Origin of the sequence: Paraliomyxa miuraensis (assembly GCF_026337845.1) — a bacterium.
In the GTDB taxonomy this organism is placed as follows: Bacteria; Myxococcota_A; Polyangia; order Nannocystales; family Nannocystaceae; genus Paraliomyxa; species Paraliomyxa miuraensis.
This window is the reverse complement of the sequence record NZ_JAOVZF010000163.1, coordinates 474,236-490,626: the sequence shown is the minus strand read 5'-3', so window position 1 is coordinate 490,626 and position 16,391 is coordinate 474,236. Positions and strand designations below refer to the sequence as shown.

At 70.0% G+C, this 16,391-nt stretch carries 17 protein-coding genes; 9 read left to right on the top strand and 8 right to left on the bottom strand.

What is annotated here, in order from left to right:
• Positions 1–147: 147 nt before the first annotated feature.
• Entirely contained in the window at positions 148–1,068 is a 921-nt protein-coding gene (locus OEB96_RS42160) for a hypothetical protein (protein WP_266222617.1), read from the top strand.
• 9 nt (positions 1,069–1,077) lie between these two features.
• Here the strand turns inward: OEB96_RS42160 and OEB96_RS42155 are convergent, their stop codons facing one another.
• On the bottom strand, positions 1,078–2,127 hold the full coding sequence (locus OEB96_RS42155) for a metallophosphoesterase (protein WP_266222616.1): 1,050 nt from the start codon (positions 2,125–2,127) through the stop codon (positions 1,078–1,080).
• 111 nt (positions 2,128–2,238) lie between these two features.
• Between OEB96_RS42155 and OEB96_RS42150 the strand changes: the two genes are divergently transcribed.
• On the top strand, positions 2,239–3,372 hold the full coding sequence (locus OEB96_RS42150) for a response regulator (protein WP_266222615.1): 1,134 nt from the start codon (positions 2,239–2,241) through the stop codon (positions 3,370–3,372).
• Positions 3,373–3,387: 15 nt separating this feature from the next.
• Here the strand turns inward: OEB96_RS42150 and OEB96_RS42145 are convergent, their stop codons facing one another.
• Positions 3,388–3,792 carry a TraR/DksA family transcriptional regulator gene (locus OEB96_RS42145; protein WP_266222614.1) on the bottom strand — a complete coding sequence of 135 codons (405 nt, stop codon included), beginning with the start codon at positions 3,790–3,792 and terminating at the stop codon, positions 3,388–3,390.
• 95 nt (positions 3,793–3,887) lie between these two features.
• Between OEB96_RS42145 and OEB96_RS42140 the strand changes: the two genes are divergently transcribed.
• A complete protein-coding gene (locus OEB96_RS42140; RefSeq protein WP_266222613.1) occupies positions 3,888–5,498 on the top strand; it encodes a GMC oxidoreductase in 1,611 nt (536 codons plus the stop codon).
• A 9-nt stretch (positions 5,499–5,507) separates the two neighbouring features.
• A complete protein-coding gene (locus tag OEB96_RS42135; RefSeq protein WP_266222612.1) occupies positions 5,508–6,563 on the top strand; it encodes a metal-dependent hydrolase in 1,056 nt (351 codons plus the stop codon).
• A 4-nt stretch (positions 6,564–6,567) separates the two neighbouring features.
• On the opposite strand, the gene OEB96_RS42130 is transcribed toward OEB96_RS42135, so the two are convergent.
• The 4 genes from OEB96_RS42130 to OEB96_RS42115 are packed head-to-tail and all read right to left on the bottom strand — an operon-like array spanning position 6,568 to position 10,835.
• Positions 6,568–8,193 (bottom strand): ATP-binding protein, encoded by a 1,626-nt coding sequence (locus OEB96_RS42130; RefSeq protein WP_266222611.1) that lies wholly within the window; start codon positions 8,191–8,193, stop codon positions 6,568–6,570.
• A complete protein-coding gene (locus OEB96_RS42125; protein WP_266222610.1) occupies positions 8,169–8,597 on the bottom strand; it encodes a response regulator in 429 nt (142 codons plus the stop codon). The genes OEB96_RS42130 and OEB96_RS42125 overlap by 25 nt, the downstream gene beginning before the upstream one ends.
• A complete protein-coding gene (locus OEB96_RS42120) occupies positions 8,594–9,748 on the bottom strand; it encodes a sensor histidine kinase (RefSeq protein ID WP_266222609.1) in 1,155 nt (384 codons plus the stop codon). The genes OEB96_RS42125 and OEB96_RS42120 overlap by 4 nt, the downstream gene beginning before the upstream one ends.
• Before the next feature lie 46 nt (positions 9,749–9,794).
• Positions 9,795–10,835 (bottom strand): archaemetzincin, encoded by a 1,041-nt coding sequence (locus OEB96_RS42115; RefSeq protein WP_266222608.1) that lies wholly within the window; start codon positions 10,833–10,835, stop codon positions 9,795–9,797.
• A 65-nt stretch (positions 10,836–10,900) separates the two neighbouring features.
• Between OEB96_RS42115 and OEB96_RS42110 the strand changes: the two genes are divergently transcribed.
• Positions 10,901–11,392: a cupin domain-containing protein gene (locus tag OEB96_RS42110; RefSeq protein WP_266222607.1), complete on the top strand. Its 492-nt coding sequence runs from the start codon at positions 10,901–10,903 to the stop codon at positions 11,390–11,392.
• Between the two features lie 39 nt (positions 11,393–11,431).
• Here the strand turns inward: OEB96_RS42110 and OEB96_RS42105 are convergent, their stop codons facing one another.
• Entirely contained in the window at positions 11,432–11,749 is a 318-nt protein-coding gene (locus OEB96_RS42105; RefSeq protein WP_266222606.1) for a hypothetical protein, read from the bottom strand.
• A 172-nt stretch (positions 11,750–11,921) separates the two neighbouring features.
• Here OEB96_RS42105 and OEB96_RS42100 point away from each other — a divergent pair, with 172 nt between their 5' ends.
• Positions 11,922–12,560, top strand: a complete 639-nt coding sequence (locus OEB96_RS42100) for a TetR/AcrR family transcriptional regulator (protein WP_266222605.1) — start codon at positions 11,922–11,924, stop codon at positions 12,558–12,560.
• Here the strand turns inward: OEB96_RS42100 and OEB96_RS42095 are convergent.
• Positions 12,557–13,825 (bottom strand): spinster family MFS transporter, encoded by a 1,269-nt coding sequence (locus OEB96_RS42095; protein WP_266222604.1) that lies wholly within the window; start codon positions 13,823–13,825, stop codon positions 12,557–12,559. The genes OEB96_RS42100 and OEB96_RS42095 overlap by 4 nt on opposite strands.
• Positions 13,826–14,149: 324 nt before the next feature.
• Here OEB96_RS42095 and OEB96_RS42090 point away from each other — a divergent pair, with 324 nt between their 5' ends.
• The 3 genes from OEB96_RS42090 to OEB96_RS42080 all read left to right on the top strand — a co-directional run bounded on the left by OEB96_RS42090 (position 14,150) and on the right by OEB96_RS42080 (position 16,384).
• On the top strand, positions 14,150–14,419 hold the full coding sequence (locus tag OEB96_RS42090; protein WP_266222603.1) for a hypothetical protein: 270 nt from the start codon (positions 14,150–14,152) through the stop codon (positions 14,417–14,419).
• A 182-nt stretch (positions 14,420–14,601) separates the two neighbouring features.
• Positions 14,602–15,525, top strand: coding sequence for a DUF692 domain-containing protein (locus tag OEB96_RS42085; RefSeq protein WP_266222602.1), 924 nt, complete (start codon positions 14,602–14,604; stop codon positions 15,523–15,525).
• Positions 15,518–16,384 (top strand): HvfC family peptide modification chaperone, encoded by an 867-nt coding sequence (locus OEB96_RS42080; protein ID WP_266222601.1) that lies wholly within the window; start codon positions 15,518–15,520, stop codon positions 16,382–16,384. The genes OEB96_RS42085 and OEB96_RS42080 overlap by 8 nt, the downstream gene beginning before the upstream one ends.
• The last annotated feature ends 7 nt before the right edge of the window (positions 16,385–16,391 follow it).

Here is a 16,391-nt window from a genome sequence, read left to right as displayed (position 1 = left end):
AAGCCGCGCTGGGAGCCCCAGGGGGCGCGCACGAATTTGCACACCTCTGGAGCGAACGAACCGAGAACCGAGTCCATCCCACGAGGCCGTTGCCGCCGCACGTCGGCCGAAGCCTCGTGGGGCGACGATGCTATCTTCGTCGGCATCATGCGGTTCTCGCTTGGGCTGGCGCGTTGGCTTCCCGTCGCTGCTCTCGTATCCCTGGCGTCGTGCACCGACCCACCACCGGGGACGGACACGACCGAGCAGAGCGAGGAGGACGATGGCACCACGCTGATGCCCGGTACCGCCGGCGATGCTCCGATGAGCTCCACCAGTACCTCGGAGACCGGGGTGCTCGACGAGGCGAGCGGGACCGGACAGCAGGGTGGGGGCGAGTGCTCGTTCTTCGAGCAGGACTGTCGCGACGGGGAGAAGTGCGTGCCGTGGTCGGAGCTGCCCGACCTCGTCCCCGACGAGATCCGCTGCTGCCCGATCGCCGAGCCCGTGGTGGAGGCTGGCGACATCTGCTCGGTGACCGGCTACCTCGGCAGCTGCATCGACAACTGTGCGGTCGGCAGCATGTGCTTCGACTTCGACGGGGACGGCGAGGGCGTGTGCCAGAAGATGTGCGCGGGGACGGCCGAGAACCCCGAGTGCCCCAACGTCGACGACGAGTGCTTCATCTATTACTCGGGGGTGCCGCTGTGCTTCCGCACCTGTGATCCGCTGGTGCAGGACTGCCCGCCCGACAAGGGCTGCTACCCCGATGCGATCGCCGAGGGCGGGACCGGGTTCCTGTGCATGCCCACCATCGGCGACAGCCAGCTCGGTGACTACTGCTGGCTGCTGTCGGCCTGCAATCCCGGCATGCTGTGCGCGACCCCCGATCTGCTGCCCAACTGCTTCGGCGATGCCGACGACGCGGGCTGCTGCACGGACATCTGCGACGTCACCGAGGTGCCCGATCCCTGCAAGAACATCCACCCCGAGCTCGAGTGCGTGGCGTGGTACTACCAGGGCGCGGAGCCGCCCTCGGCCGAGCTGCAGGACGTGGGCGCGTGCGTGCTGCCCGAGGGCGTGGGCTGAGCTCCCGACTCACGGACCTGCCGGGGTCGAGGGCAGCGGCTGCACGCGATCGCCCTCGATGCTCAGCACCTGCACCCGGCCGCCGTAGTGCGCCGCCATGCCCACGTCGATGCGCCACACCCGACCGTCGCAGCCGGAGGTGATCCCTCCCTTCTGTACGGTGTGGCCCACCACCATGCGCGCGGCGTCGAGCCGCGCGAGCGCGTCTGCGAGCAGGCTGCAGGTGTGGACGTCGTCCTCGGCGTAGACGCGCGTCCACACCACGCCCTCGGGGGACAGGACCGAGGCCTCGACGCGGCGCTGGTCGCCGGCACCCATCAGCCAGGTGCGCACGTCGGCGTTGAGCCGCTCGAGGTCGGCCAGCCCCGAGGGCACGTGCTGCGGCAGCACCCCGCCGTGCACGAATACGCTCGGCCCCACCTGCATCACGGTGTTGCGCTGGGCCAGCACCCTCGCGTAGGGCCCGCCGGGCACGAACGCGGCGGCACGCGCTCGGGCCACCGGTGGCAGCTCGGCCAGCGCGGGATCGTCGAGGGCGAGCCCCTCGATGCCCTCGAAGTCGGCGAAGCCACCCGGCGTCACGTAGCGCAGATCGCCCGCAGCGTTCATCAGCTCGTGGTTGCCGTTGAGCGCATGGAATGCGCCGCCCGAGGCGGCCGCCTCGTTGCGCAGCCGCTCGAAGAGATCGAGGATCGCCTGCTCGTCATCGCCGCGGTCGAGCTGGTCGCCCGTCTGCACCACCACAAGGGATCCACCGACCCAGCGACCCTCGGCATCGGTGGCCCCCGCGAGCTGGAGCGCGGCGAGGGTGGCGGAGAGGTCGCCATGGACGTCGCCGAACGCCATCACCCTTGGGGCGTCGGGAACGCGAGTCGGCAGTGTCGGGAGCGGTGGCGTCACCGACGGCCCAGCGTTGGCCGTGGCCGGAGCGCTCGGAGCGGGGGAGGGCCGGGCGTCCGACGGTGCGCCTTGCTCGCGAGCGGGGGGCGGCTCCATGCGACACCCACCTGCAAGGACGAGCAGGATCATTCCGACCAGGGACTGCGAACGCTGGATCACGGCGCGGGATGGTAGCAGCTCGGAGCATCGGATCCGCGCTGCCCGATCCGAGGATCGATCGGCCGAAAGCCCCCATTGGGCTTGCAGAACACGGTACTCTTGGATCGATCGATGAGCGCCCCCACCCACGAAGGGATTGCGGCAAAGGTCCTGGTCGTCGATGACGAGGCCGGAGTCCGGCGGGTGTTGACCCGTTTGCTCTCGGCCGAGGGCTATGAGGTCCTCGAGGCCGCGAGCGGCCAGGAGGGGCTCGAGCTGCTGTGGACGCACGGAGCCGACACCGTGCTGCTCGACGTGATGATGCCGCGCATGGATGGCCTGGAGGTCTGCCGGCGAATCAGAAAGAACAGTCGTACGGCTCACACTCCGGTCGTCTTCATCACCGCCGCCGTCGATCGCCAGTTTCGTCGTCAGGCTCGCAAGGCCGGGGCCGACGACTTCCTGGCCAAGCCCTTCGACGAGGTGGAGCTGCTCGCCCGCGTCAACAACACCGTGCGGATGAAGCTCTATCACGACGGCCTCACCCGCGAGCGCAACCGACTGCGCAACGAGGTCGACGGTCGCACGCGTGCCCTCGACGAGGCGACCGACCGGCTCGAGCGACTCACCGAGGATCTGAGGATCGCTCGCGAGGAGACCATCCTTCGCCTGGCGCGAGCGGCCGAGTTCCGCGACGACGAGACCGCGGCGCACCTGCAGCGGATGAGCCACTACTGCTATCTCATCGGCAAGAAGAAGAACCTCGACGAGTACACCTGCGAGATGCTGCGCATCGCCAGCCCGATGCACGACGTGGGCAAGATCGGGATCCCCGATCACATCCTGCTCAAGCCGGGGCGGCTCACCCCCGACGAGTACACGATCATGAAGCAGCACGCGGAGATCGGATACAAGATCCTCTCCGGCTCGCAGTCGCCGCTGGTGGAGCTGGCCGCCAACATCGCCCATACCCACCACGAGAAGTGGGACGGCTCGGGCTATCCCCGCGGCCTGCGTGGCGAGGCGATCCCGATGGAGGGGCGGATCGCGGCGGTGGCCGACGTGTTCGATGCGCTGACGAGCGAGCGGCCGTACAAGAAGGCGTGGCCGCTCGACGACGCGGTGGCGCTGCTGCAGCGCGGTCGTGGAGCGCACTTCGATCCCGAGCTGGTGGATCTGTTCCTGGGCTCGATGGACGAGGTGCTGGACATCAAGCAGGAGTTCAAGGACCACCACGGCGGCGGCGAGACGCGGCTGCCGTCGTAGGCTCGCGAGCGACGGTCAGTACGCGTCGGTCTCGCTCGTCGTGGCGCCGGCGAGGCTCTCGCGGGCGCGCTCCTCCTCGAGCATCTGCTGTGCCTCCACGGTGAAGCGGGTGGTGGGCTCGGCCCGCAGCCGGGCGAACGGGATCTCCTCGTCGGTCTCCTCGCAGACCCCGTAGGTGCCATCGTCCATGCGCTGCAGCGCCGCGTCGACCTCGCGGAGGCGGTCCTCGTCGATCTTGCGTCGGCGCAGCGCGGTCAGGCGTCGGGCTTCCTCGGAGGCCCGATCCTGCACGTCGCCGGGCTCGACATCGGCGGTGACGGCCTCGGCCTCGTCGGCGTCCTGGCGTTCCCATAGTCGCTGTCGTTCCGTCTCGAGCAGTTGGCGGAGCTCGGCGAGCTGGGCGGCGTGCAGGTGCTGCATGGGGGACGTTCTACGCCTCTACCGTCCGAGGGCAAGGGCCCGGAGGCAAGGGGCACCGACGGGCCGGGCGGTACGCTATGCTCCCCCCCGCGCTCATGCCCGAAGGATTCGACTACGACGTGATCATCGTGGGCTCGGGCTTCGGCGGCAGCCCCACCGCGCTGCGCCTGGTCGAGAAGGGCTACTCGGTGCTGATGCTCGAGAAGGGCTCCGAGCTCGGTCCGGCCCAGTTCCCCAGGAGCAACTGGAACGTGTGGCGGTGGCTGTGGATGCCGTGGCTGGGCGCGCGCGGCCTGTTCAAGATGACGTTCTTCCGCCACGTGACCGTGCTGTCGGGGGTGGGGGTGGGCGGCGGCTCATTGGTCTACGCCAGCACGCACCCGGTGCCCAACACCTCGTTCTTCCACACGGGGAGCTGGGCGGGGCTGGCCGCGTGGGAGGAGGAGCTGCGGCCCCACTACGCCGAGGTCAAGCGCATGCTGGGGGTCAACCCCACGCCGATGCTCACGCCCCCCGACAAGATCATCAAGGCGATCGCCGAGGAGCGTGGGCAGAGCGAGGGCTTCCATCCCACCGACGTGGCGATCTACTTCGGTGACCCGGGCAAGACGGTCGACGACCCCTACTTCGACGGCGAGGGCCCGCCGCGCACCGGCTGCATCCGCTGCGGCGGCTGCATGCTCGGCTGCCAGCACGGGGCCAAGAACACGCTCGACAAGAACTACCTGTGGCTGGCCCGCAAGCAGGGGCTGGTGCTGCAGGCCGACACCGAGGTGACCGCGGTGCGTCCGCTGCCCCCCGGCCGCGGCGGCGGCTACCAGGTCGAGGCCAAGCACGGCCGCCATCCGCTGTGGCGCCGCCGCAAGGTCTACACCGCGCGCCGGGTGGTGCTGGCGGGGGGCGTGCTGGGCACGGTGGAGCTGCTGGCCAAGATGAAGCGCGACCCCAGGGGCCTGCCCAGGCTCAGCGACAAGCTCGGCGCCGCCATCCGCACCAACTCGGAGTCGCTCATCGGGGTGGTCACGGCCAAGCGCGACCTCGACTACTCCAAGGGGGTGGCGATCGGCTCGATCTTCGAGATCGACGAGCACGCGCACCTCGAGCCCGTGCGCTATCCGGCGGGCTCGGGGGCGTGGCGCCTGGCGCTCCTGCCCCACGTGACGGGTGAGAACGGCGTGGTCCGGATCGCGCGCATGCTGGGCACGATGATCCGCCACCCGCTTCGCCTGCTGCGTGCGATGCTCGTGCCCGACCTGGCCAAGCAGAGCGCGATCCTTCTCTACATGCGCACGGCCGACGGCACGCTGCGCTTCGTTCGCCGCTGGTGGGGGAGCCTGGGCTCCCAGCGCGAGGCCGGCCCGGCGCCCACGGCCTCGATCCCGCAGGCCACCGAGCTCGCGCACGCCTTCGGCGAGCGCATGGGCGGGATGCCGATGTCGCTGGTCACCGAGACCGCGCTCAACATCCCCACCACGGCGCACATCCTGGGCGGCTGCTGCATGGGCGACAGCATCGAGACGGGAGTGATCGACGCCGAGCACCGCGTGCACGGCTACGAGGGGCTCTACGTGATCGATGGCTCGTCGATCTCGTCCAACCCCGGGGTCAACCCCTCACTCACCATCGCGGCGCTGGCCGAGCGAGCGGTGGCGCGGTGGCCCAGCCGCGCCGAAGCGAGCATGGCCGATCAGACCGCAGCGCAGTGAGCCTCACCGATGGATCCGCTGACCCAGGGGTTGCTCGGGGCCGCTGCCGCCCAGGCCCTGCTCGGGCGTCGGCTCGGCCGACGGGCGTGGCTCTACGGCGCGATCGGAGGGATGGCGGCCGACCTCGACGTGTTGATCCGCAGCGCCGACGACCCGCTGGTGGGCTTTCGCTTCCACCGACACTTCACCCACAGCCTCGCGTTCATCCCCGTGGGCGGGGTCATCAGCGCGCTGCCGTTCGTGCTGCGCAAGCGCTACGTGGGCGTGCGGCGCGACATCATACTGGGCACCACCGCCGGGTACGCCACCCACGCCTTGCTGGATGCCTTCACCTCCTACGGCACCATGCTGTGGTGGCCGTTCTCCGACGCGCGGGTGGCCTGGAGCTGGGTGGCGATCGTCGATCCGATCTACACGGGGATCCTCGCCGCCGGGGTGCTCCTGTCGGCGCGCTGGACCGCGCGGCCAGCGGTACGGTCGGCCGCGGAGTCGGTCGTCCGGGGGCGCGCTGCGATGCGACCGGCCCGCGTGGCCTTGCTGTTGTCGTCGCTCTATCTATTGTTCGGGTGCCTGCAGCGCAGCCGGGTGCTCGAGGCCACCCGCGGGCTGGCAAGGGCGCGCGGCCACGCCATCGCGCGCATCGATGCGTACCCGTCTCCACCCGCGAACCTGGTGTGGCGCACGACCTACCAGAGCGAGGGCCAGATCTGGGTCGATCAGGTGCGCGTACCGTGGTGGGGCCCGGCCACCACGCGGGAGGGAGGCTCGGTACCCCTGCTCGCCGAGGCGGAGCTGCCCGATGCCATTCGCGGCGACCCGGCGACGCTGCGAGGGTTTCGTGTGTTCCAGTGGTTTGCGCGGGGCTGGGTGGCCTGGGATCCCCACGCGCCCCACGTGGTGGGCGATCTTCGGTACGGGGCGCAGGGCGATGCATCCACGTCGAGCATGTGGGGCGTGCGGCTCGAGCCCGGGGGGTCACCACCGGTGAGCGCCCATCGAGCGGACCTGCGAGCGAGCCTGGCCGAGCGCTGGGACGTGCTGCTGGGCCGCGATCGGGCGCCGTGAGTCGCTATCCCCGGCGATGCAGCGGGAGCACCACGCGAAAGGTCGTGCCGCCCCCGGGGGTGCTCGAGCAGCCGATCGTGCCCTCGTGCGCCGCGAGCACCTGGCGCGCCACCGGGAGCCCGAGGCCGGTCCCGGCCGCCTTGGTGGTCTGGAACGCCTCGAACACGTCGATGCCCTCGGGGAGCCCCGCTCCGGTGTCGGTGAAGTCGATGAGCAGGCGCTGCTCGTCGGTGGTGGCCGTGACGGTGAGGCGGCCCCCCGTGGGCATGGCCTCGATCGCGTTCTTGACCAGGTTCATGAACACCTGCTTGAGCTTGCTGGCGTCGCCCAGGATGGTGGGGAGACCGGGCGGGATCTCGCGCACGACCTCGACCGCGCCCATGTCGAGCAGCGGCTGCTCGAGCGCGAACAGCTCGTCGAGCAGGTCGTTCATGTCGGTGGGCACCAGGGTCAGCGCGTTGCGGCGCGACAGCGAGCGAAAGTCGTGCAGCAGGTTGGTCAGCCGCACGTTCTCCGCCAGCAGGACCTCCAGGCCCTGCGTGATCTTGGGATCCACGTCGGGCAGGCGGGCGAGCCGGCGCTGCAGCAGCTGTGCGTGCATGTACATGCTGTTGAGCGGGTTGCCGATCTCGTGGGCGAGGGTCGCGGCCGTCTCTCCCACCGCGGCGAGGCGCTCGCGATCGACCAGCTCTCGCTGTAGCCGCCGGCGCTCCTCCTGCTCGCGCTGGCGCTCGGCGAACACGTCGAGCTGGGCCGAGATCGTGCTCAGCAGCCGCTCGATGTCACCGTTGGGGTGGCCGATGTCCTGGGCATAGAACGAGAACAACGCAAAGATGCGACCGTCCGAGGTGCGGATCGGAAAGCCGTAGCCGCAGCGAAGCCCCAGCCTCGAGATCACGGGGCGGCGGCGCTCCGCTGGCGCGTCCTCGGGATGGAGGATCGAGAGCTGCGCGCCCTTGGCCCAGGTGGTGCCGGGCAGACCTTCTCCCCTGGCGAACACGGGCTCGCCGCCCTCGGTCTCGACGCGTACGATCGCGGTCTCGGTCGCGTAGAAGGCAACCCGGCGCAAGACCTCGGCCTGCTCGTCCACCCGCCACAGCTCGCCCAGCGGCCACTCCACGCAGTGGCAGATCGACTCGAGGATCCGCGTCCCCGCCTGCTCGAGCGAGACGCTGGTGGCCAGGGCCGAGGCGACCTCGTACTGCGACTGGAGCTGTCGCGTGGCGCGGGCATGGGCGCGCTCGAGCTCCCACTCGCGCATCGCTCGGTCGACCACGTGGGGCAGCTCGCTGAACATCAGGTCGGACTTGACGATGTAGTCGAGCGCGCCGGCACGCATCGCCTCGACCGCGTCGCCCTCGCTCCCCTGGCTCGTCATGATGACGATCGGGAAGTCCTTGCCGCGGCACAGGTCGATGCCGCGGCCATCGGGCAGCCTCAGGTCGGCGATGACCATGTCGGGCATGCCCTCTTGCAGCGCGCGGATCGCCTGGTCGATGCGGTGGGCGACGGTGAGGATGATCGCAGGACGGTCCTCGAACGCGCGCTTGATGAGCTCGGCGTGGCTCTCGTCGTCCTCGACCAGCAGGATGCGCCGCTCTGCTCTCACTGCTTTCTTCGCCGATTCCATGACAGCCAGAACGTGCTCGTGTCTTGGAGCATCTTCTCGAGGCTCGCGTAGTCTACGGGCTTGACGACGTAGGCGTTGACGTGACTGTCGTAGGCACTGGCGAGGTCTCGATCGGCCGAGGACGTGGTCAGCACCACCACGGGGATGGACTTGAGCTCGCGAGCCTCCTTGATCCGGCGCAGGACCTCGAGACCGTCGATGCGAGGCAGGCGCAGGTCGAGGAGGATGACGTCGGGGCGGTGGTCGGCGGCGTCGTTGCCGAACAGGTAGTCGAGCGCGGCCTCGCCGTCCTTGACCCGCTCGGCGATCCCTTCGATGCCGTGCTCCTCGAGCGCACGGGTGATGAGCTCGGCGTGGTCGTCGTTGTCCTCGACCAACAGGATGCGAGGGATCGGCGTGGTCATGACGTCGGGCTACCTGCGATCGGGGGCTTGGCCAACGGGAGGGTGAAGGACATGGTGGTGCCGTGGCCTCGGCCCTCGGACTCGGCCCAGACCGTGCCCCCGTGCACCTCGACGATGCGCCGGACGAGCGCGAGTCCGATGCCGGTGCCGGGGGAGGCGCCGTCGAGCTGCTCGAACAAGCCGAAGACCCGGTCGATGTACTGCGGGTCGATGCCGATGCCGTGGTCGCGCACGTGGCAGACCGCGAAGCCTCCCTCGGCCCGCGCCCCGATCTCGATGCGCGGGGCGTCCCTGGAGAACTTGAGCGCGTTCTCGACCACGTTCTGCAGGATCTCCACCAGCCGCGTGCGATCGCCGCGAACCACGGGGAGCTCGCTCTCCACGGTCACTCGGGCGCCGGTGGACTCGATGCCGGCCGACAGCAGCTCGAGCACCTCGTCGACCAGCACCTGCATCGACACGTCCTCGGGCGGGTTGACGAGGCGACCGATGCGGGAGAGCTCGAGCACGTCGTCGAGCAGCTCGGCCATCTTGTCGGCGGCCCCGGCGATGCGGGTCACGTCGGAGCGGAACCGCTCCATCTTGCCGGCGGTCACGCTGCGCTCGAGCTGTCCCACGAAGCCCTTGATGGTGATGAGCGGGCTCTTGAGGTCGTGCGAGACGGTATAGGTGAAGCGCTCGAGCTCGGCGTTCTTGGCCTCGAGCTCTTCGATCAGGCGCTCGCGCGCGGCCTCGGCCGCCTTCTGGGCCGAGATGTCGCGCATGATGCCGACGAACAGCCGCGTGGATCCACCGACCTCACCCACCGACAAGAAGATCGGGAACCTGGTGCCATTGCGGTGAAGGGCCACCACCTCGCGCCCGACGCCGATGATCCTTCGCTCACCGGTCGTCACGTAGCGGTGCAGGTACTCGTCGTGCTCCTCGTGATAGGGCGAGGGCATGAGCTTGATGACGTTGTGACCCGCGAGCTCCTCGGCCTTCCAGCCGAACATGCGCTCGACGGCTGGATTGACGCGCTGGATCGTGCCCACCGCATCGATGATGACCATTGCATCGACCGCGGCCTCGAATACCGCCACCAAGCGGCCATCGTCGGCCCAGGCCTCGGAGTCGGAGGGGCGGTCGACCACTGCGAAGTACCGTGGCACGACGGTCGGAGGCCGTGCAAGCCCATCTGGCCTCGGATGGCCGATTTCACGTGGACGCTGGGCGTTCCACGAGGGCGGCGTCCGCCGCCGACGCCAGTCGCTGGCGAATCCACCGGGCCTCGTTCTCCAGCCCATGCTCGGAGTACCAGTCCGCGAGGGCTCGGTAGCGGGCCTCGGGATCCATTCCCCCGACGAACAACAGCTTGCGCAGGCACTCGGGACACAGGTGCAGCGGGGTCTGGTCGAGCTCGTGCTCGTCGGCGATGCCATTCATCACGCACGCATAGTGGTCGCAGTGGCGCAGCCCGAAGGTGTGGGCGAGCTCGTGGGCCAGGAGCTTGTAGGCACGGGCCCGGCCGACCTCCTCGACGCTGGTGCCCGGAGCCGAGCCCGTGCGTCGCGGGTCGATGCGGGAGAAGCTCATCACGGCCAGCCGCTCGTGGTGGGTGGCGTAGCCGAAGCCGAAGCTCTGCTCGGGGCCGGAGACGAGCTCGCGGTTGATGAGCACGATCATCGAGTGCGCGTGCTCGGGCAGGACCGGAGCGACCGCGTCGATGATCCCTCGTGCGTCGTAGCATGCGCGGCCGTGGCGCTGCTGCGTGGGGATGTCGAGCGGCTCGATGGGGATGGGCGTGACCACGTCGACCGGCAGGCCGAAGTACGCCGAGACGAAGCCCCGCAGCTCGTGCAGCTCGGGGGTGTGGATGGTGTGGAGCTCGTCGCCCTCGATCACCAGCTCGGTGGGGAAGCTGCCCAGCGGCAGCAGCACCAGCGTGTCGCGACCAGGCACGGGGCGGTTGAAGGGCGAGCGAGCCAGCTCGGCAAGGGATTGGGGAGGCTCGTGCACGCGGTCGCGCCACGAGCCGGGCCGAGGCGGCGGCAAGGGATCGAACGCGGAGGGATCGAGCCAGGGCAAGAGGGTCTCGGGCATCGCGTCCGCGAGGAGCTCGGCGGGGTCCTCATGGGCGTGGTGGGCGGCCGGAGTGAGCGGCGGCGGGTCGCTCGAGCCCGTGCCGTGCGCGAGCTCGAGCGGCCCGCCGCAGCCGAGCGCCCCGAGGAGCACTGCGCTGGCCCATCGCGTCCGCATCGCCATGGGGTTGGACACGCGACCCCGACCACGAGGTTCCCGGCCCGCTTGGTAGACTGCCGCAAATGGTCGAGATCTCCCGTCTCCTCCCCCTGGTGGCCGCCTTTGGTCTGGGTGCCTGCGCGGCGGCGGCCGTGCAGTCGTCGGCGTCCCCTCCGGCGCCGGCACCGGCACCGGCACCGGTCGCGACCCCGGCCCCGTCCCCGCCGGTGACCCCGGCCGCCCGGGCCGAGCGACGGATCGCACCCAACGGCAAGGCGCGGGTGACGATCCTGGCGCGCGGTCTCGAGGCCTTCGTGGCCCGGCTGGAGATGGATCCCGGCGCCGCCGTGCCCGAGCACCGAGACGCCACCGAGGAGTACATCCACGTGCTCGAGGGCTCGGGCACGATCACGATCGACGATCACGAGTACCCCCTGGCCGCGGGAGACACGGTGTACATGCCGGCCGAGGCGAAGGTGAGCTTCCAGAACGGCGACGCCCCGCTGGTGGGCCTGCAGGTGTTTGCGGGGCCGGAGCCGGCCGCCAAGTACGACGCCTGGACCCCGGCCCCGTGATCGACGCTCGAAGCACCGAGCCTTCGGCGTCGTGCGGCTTCAGGCGGCGCGAGCCAGCTCGATCGCGAGCGAGCGCGGCGTGGCCTCGGGCTCCTCGTCGCTGGCGAGCTTCCCACACGCGGCGCAGGCGGCCTGGGCCCCCGCGCGCTCGTGCAGGAACGGCAGCAGGCCGAACCCGGTGGCCATGAGCAGGGGGAGCACGGCGATGATGGTGGGGCCCAGCAAGCTCGCCCCGAACACCATCATCCCGAACAGGACGTAGCCGCCGACGAGGGCCGCCTTCCAGGCGGCCGAGGGGCGCACGACGGCGTGCTCGTGGCAGGACGCGCAACGGGTGGCATGGCGATGGGCGGGCATGGTGGTTTCCTTCCTCGATCTCGTCGTCTGGGGCTGACCTATCGACCGATAGGCTATCGATCGATAGCTTGACTATCGCCCGATAGGTCGACAAGCTCGTCGTGCTCGTGGTCGACGATTCCCACGTAGATCCAAGTACTTCTGCCGACGACTCCGAGCCCGAGCCCCCTCCATGTCCACGACTCGCGCAGAATCCGCGCCCTCGCGTCGCCAGGAGATCATCGCCACCGCGCTCGAGCTGCTGGCCGAGGAGGGCTACGCCGGGGCCTCGCTGCGCAAGCTCGCGGCTCGGCTCGGCATCGCGCAGCCGAGCCTCTACCACTACTTCCGCACCAAGGAGGAGCTGGTCGAGCAGGTGCTCGCCACCTATGCGGGCCAGATGTTCTTCTCGCTGGATCCCTCGCGCTTGCCCAAGCGGCTCGAGGAAGTGCCGCGCTTCATCGTCGGCACCGCGCTGCGGGTGTACGAGCGACCGAGCCACGCATCGTTCGTACGGGTGGCGATCTCCGTGTCACGCACGCACGAGCGCTTCGGTACGCTCATGCGCCGGGCGTTCGTGGATCAAGCCACGTGGGGCATCCAGCAGATCATGCGGCCGTTCGTCGAGGCGGGCGAGCTGTCGTCCGGCGAGGCGCTCGATCTGGTTCGCCTGTTGCTCAACGCGATCGGCCTGCGCCTCATCGAAGACCAGGTGATGTTCGCCGCGCACGAGCCCGGTCCCGACTTCGATCGCTTCGTCGAGTTCGTGGTGCAGGTGGGCGAGACGTGGGTCGAGGCCCGCCGTGCGCGCGGGCCGAGCCCCGCCGACTAGTCGTCGACCGCCATGAGGCCCCCGGAGAGCCGACTGACCAGCCGCGCTCCCCACAGCAGCACCACGCCGCCCACCACGATCGGTATCGCCACGGATCCCACCGCCAGGGCCAGGTTCCATCGCTCGCTGATCAAGCCCATCAGGGGGGGAGAGATCGCATCACCGAACGCGTGGATGAAGAACACGTAGACCGCGACCGCTTGCACCCGCATGGAGGCCGGCACGCAGCCCACCATCACGGCGTTGAGCGGGCCCGTGTTGAGGAACAGCAGCAGCTCGGCGACGAACGCCAGCGCGAACGTGCTGCCGACGGTGGGCATCAGCGGCAGGGCGGCCACGAGCGGGGCGCCGAGCAAGAGCCCCACTCCGCTCACGTGGAAGTAGCCGCCCGGGCTGCGGGCCTGGGCGCGATCACCAAGCCATCCGCCGAGCAACGTGCCGCACAGGCCCGCGACCACCGTCACCGCGCCGAAGCCGGTGCCCGCCTCGCCCACGGTCAGGCCGTGCGTGCGCTGGAGGAAGGTGGGCATCCAGGCCGCGAGCCCGCCGAGGGTGAAGGTCATCAGCGTGGTGCCCACGGTGTTGATGCGCCACGCGGGGCTTCGAAACAGCCGCCGCACGGCGGCCATCGTCGTGGTGGGCCCGGTGGGTCCCGCGGCCTCGCTCTTGGTGTCGTCCATGGCGCCGCGGACGGGCTCGGGCAGCAGCATCGAGACGAGCGCGAGCACGAGACCCGGACCACCCGCGACGAAGAACGCGGCGCGCCAGCCGTGGGCCTCGGCGATCGCCCCCCCGAGCAGGTAGCCCAGCGCACTGCCCATGGGCGTGGCCAGATAGAAGATGGCGAGCTTGCGACCGCGTTCCTGGGGGCGGAACAGATCGGCGATGACGGTGGGGGCCACCGCGGCAAAGCCCGCCTCGCCAATGCCGACCGCCACGCGGGTGGCGAACATCGTGGCGTAGTCCGGGGCCAGGCCCGAGCCCACCGTGGCCAGGCTCCACAGGGTCAAGGAGGCCGCGGTGATGTGCTTGCGCGGGATCCGATCGCCCAGCGGTCCCACCAGGGGCGAGGCCACCATGTACGCCACCAAGAACACGGTGGCGAGCAGCCCGGACTGCGAGTCGCTCGAGCCCAGCTCGATGCTCATCGGCTCGAGCACCGCGAACACGACCTGGCGATCGAGGTAGTTGACGAAGTTGATCGCGGTGAGGACCAGCAGGGTCGTGAGCACGAGCCGTCGCTGGGGGACCGGGCGATCAGCCATCGCGTGCATGCTAGCGGTTCGTGTCCGACGGCCGGCTCGCGATCGCGCCAATCGTCCCCAGAGGGCGGTCATGGCGCCCGGAGCTGCCCTCGGGGGCCGGCCGGGGTGGGCCCGGGGTGGGGTTGGAAGAAAATCGACCGGGAGACTAGGAAAAGCCGACCAAACTGTGTATTCGTCCAGTATCGAGAAACGGCGGGACGGAACAAACTCCCTCCGACCGATCCGCTGGAACGCGGAGCGCGTAACTCGACACGCGAACGGACGATTACCCAGCCAATTCCTGCGACAAGCGGAAGCGGAAGCGACTCAGGAGAAGAAGAACAAATGGCGAACCTCAAGGACATTGCTGCCACCCTCGCGATCCTCGGCTCCGGCGTGCTCGTCATGAGCGGCTGTGGCAAGGACAAGCCCGCGACCGAGGTGCCGGCTGGTGACGGCGCGGCTCCGGCCGACGACGCGGCTGCGGCCGGTGGCGACGCGGGAGGCGAGGCCTCGTGCGGTGGCGAAGGCGGCGGCGAGGGCTCTTGCGGCGGCGAAGGCGGCGAAGAGGCTGCGGCCGACGGCGGCGAGGAAGCCTCCTGCGGCGGCAAGTAAGCCTCGCTGGGCAACGACCCTCCACACGATGATCACCGATCGCTCGAGGTGATCGGTGCGAGGCCTCCAGGCCTCGGCGAGACCCGCGGACGGAAATTCCGACCGCGGGTTTCGTGCATTCATCCATTGGGTGCTCTGGGTTCCGGCCCGCCCACCACGGCCCGCTATACTCGCGCGGCCCCATGAGCATGTTCGAAGCGATCCTGTCCACACGCTCCGTCCCCACCGGGATCGGCCTTGGCCTGCGTGCCCGGTTCATCGACCGCGTGGCCCGGGGAGCCGCCGATGGGGTGCCGACGTTCGTGGAGCTGTGCCCCGAGAACTACATGCACCGGGGCGGTCGCAGCCCGGCGCGGCTGGAGGAAGTGGCGCAGCGATTCCCGGTGATCTGCCATGGCCTGATGATGTCGCTGGGCAGCACCGATCCCTTCGAGGATGCCTACTTCGCGCAGCTGCGTGCCTTCCTCGATCGCTACGATCCGCCCTGGCACTCCGACCACCTGTGCTGGAGCGGCCTGCACGGCGCCGTGCTGCACGACTTGCTGCCGGTTCCGTTCACCTCGGCCGTGGCGCGCCGCGTGGCCAGCCGCGTGGTCGAGGCTCGCGATCGTCTCGAGCGGCCGATGGCGGTGGAGAACATCAGCTGGTACGCGGAGCTCGGCGCCTCGCAGCTCGACGAGGTCGAGTTCCTGGTGGAGATCCTCGAGCGCGCCGACTGTGGGCTGCTGCTCGACGTCAACAACGTGTTCGTCAACGCCCAGAACCACGGCTTCGATCCCCTGGCCTGGCTCGAGCGCATTCCCCTCGAGCGCGTGGTGCAGCTCCACGTGGCGGGGCACGAGTCGTGGGAGGAGGACCTCATCATCGACACCCACGGGGCCACCGTGCGCGACGAGGTCTACGAGCTGATGGCGTGGGTCATCGAGCGCACGGGGCCACGGCCGGTGCTGCTCGAGCGCGACAGCAACATTCCGCCGCTGCCCGAGCTGCTCGACGAGATCCGCCGGCTCGATGGCGTGTACCAGCAGGCGCTGTCCCGCTGGGAGGCCGACCGCAGCGGCGGCTCGGCGGACGTGCGCACGGCGAAGGCGGTGGGCCATGCCTGAGGCCAATCCTGCGCGGGGCCCCGAGCCGGTGGTGGTCGAGCGACCGACCTCGGCGCTCGCGGCCGTGATCCGCCGTCGAGACGCCCCGACCGCGATGCGAGAAGACCTCGAGGGGTGGCTCGCGGCCCAGGGGGTGGAGGGCGAGGACCTGCAGGCGATGCTGGCGGTGGGGGCCGAGCGCCTGCTGGTGTATCGCAAGCTCGTGCACAACCGCCTGCGCAGCACCACGCGCGAGTTCCTCGAGCGAACCGTGGCGCGGCTGGGCACCGAGCGCTTCGCTCGCGACTTCGAGGGGTTCATGGAAGATCGGGCATCTCACACCCCGTACCTGCGCGACGTACCGACCGAGTTCCTCGAGTGGGTGCTGCCACGCTGGGCCGAGGACCCCGAGGTCCCGCGCTACCTGCCCGACCTCGCTCGCCATGAAGTGTGCGACTACGAGGTGCGCAACCACTTCAGCGCGCAGGCCCACGAGGACGACGCTCCAACCGGCCTGCCGCTGGCGCTCGATCGTCCGCTGCGCTTCCACGGGGCGGCTCGATTGATGCACTACGAGCATGCGGTGCATCGCTTGTCCACGGCCAAGGACGATCGCACCGAGGCCGAGGCCGAGCCCACGCACCTGCTGGTCTATCGCGACGACCGGCACCGGGCCCGCTACCTGGCGCTCACCCCGTTTGCGGCCGCGCTGCTGCAGGCGCTGGTGGTCGATCGCATGGCCGTGCAGCCCGCCCTGCTGGCCGCTGCGCAGGCGCTGGGGGAGCCACTCGATGACGACAAGCTGGCCTCGGCGGCCGAGCTGCTGGCCGATCTCGCGGAACGCGGGGCATGCCTGGGCGCCGAGCCCGAGACCGCCTGAGCATAGC

Bases quoted from the DNA above. Each gene is read 5' to 3' on its own strand.
- OEB96_RS42160 (WP_266222617.1), top strand. From the start codon at position 148: ATGCGGTTCTCGCTTGGGCTGGCGCGTTGGCTTCCCGTCGCTGCTCTC.
- OEB96_RS42150 (WP_266222615.1), top strand. From the start codon at position 2,239: ATGAGCGCCCCCACCCACGAAGGGATTGCGGCAAAGGTCCTGGTCGTC.
- OEB96_RS42145 (WP_266222614.1), bottom strand. From the start codon at position 3,792: ATGCAGCACCTGCACGCCGCCCAGCTCGCCGAGCTCCGCCAACTGCTC.
- OEB96_RS42140 (WP_266222613.1), top strand. From the start codon at position 3,888: ATGCCCGAAGGATTCGACTACGACGTGATCATCGTGGGCTCGGGCTTC.
- OEB96_RS42135 (WP_266222612.1), top strand. From the start codon at position 5,508: ATGGATCCGCTGACCCAGGGGTTGCTCGGGGCCGCTGCCGCCCAGGCC.
- OEB96_RS42130 (WP_266222611.1), bottom strand. From the start codon at position 8,193: ATGGAATCGGCGAAGAAAGCAGTGAGAGCAGAGCGGCGCATCCTGCTG.
- OEB96_RS42125 (WP_266222610.1), bottom strand. From the start codon at position 8,597: ATGACCACGCCGATCCCTCGCATCCTGTTGGTCGAGGACAACGACGAC.
- OEB96_RS42115 (WP_266222608.1), bottom strand. From the start codon at position 10,835: ATGCGGACGCGATGGGCCAGCGCAGTGCTCCTCGGGGCGCTCGGCTGC.
- OEB96_RS42110 (WP_266222607.1), top strand. From the start codon at position 10,901: ATGGTCGAGATCTCCCGTCTCCTCCCCCTGGTGGCCGCCTTTGGTCTG.
- OEB96_RS42105 (WP_266222606.1), bottom strand. From the start codon at position 11,749: ATGCCCGCCCATCGCCATGCCACCCGTTGCGCGTCCTGCCACGAGCAC.
- OEB96_RS42100 (WP_266222605.1), top strand. From the start codon at position 11,922: ATGTCCACGACTCGCGCAGAATCCGCGCCCTCGCGTCGCCAGGAGATC.
- OEB96_RS42095 (WP_266222604.1), bottom strand. From the start codon at position 13,825: ATGGCTGATCGCCCGGTCCCCCAGCGACGGCTCGTGCTCACGACCCTG.
- OEB96_RS42090 (WP_266222603.1), top strand. From the start codon at position 14,150: ATGGCGAACCTCAAGGACATTGCTGCCACCCTCGCGATCCTCGGCTCC.
- OEB96_RS42085 (WP_266222602.1), top strand. From the start codon at position 14,602: ATGAGCATGTTCGAAGCGATCCTGTCCACACGCTCCGTCCCCACCGGG.
- OEB96_RS42080 (WP_266222601.1), top strand. From the start codon at position 15,518: ATGCCTGAGGCCAATCCTGCGCGGGGCCCCGAGCCGGTGGTGGTCGAG.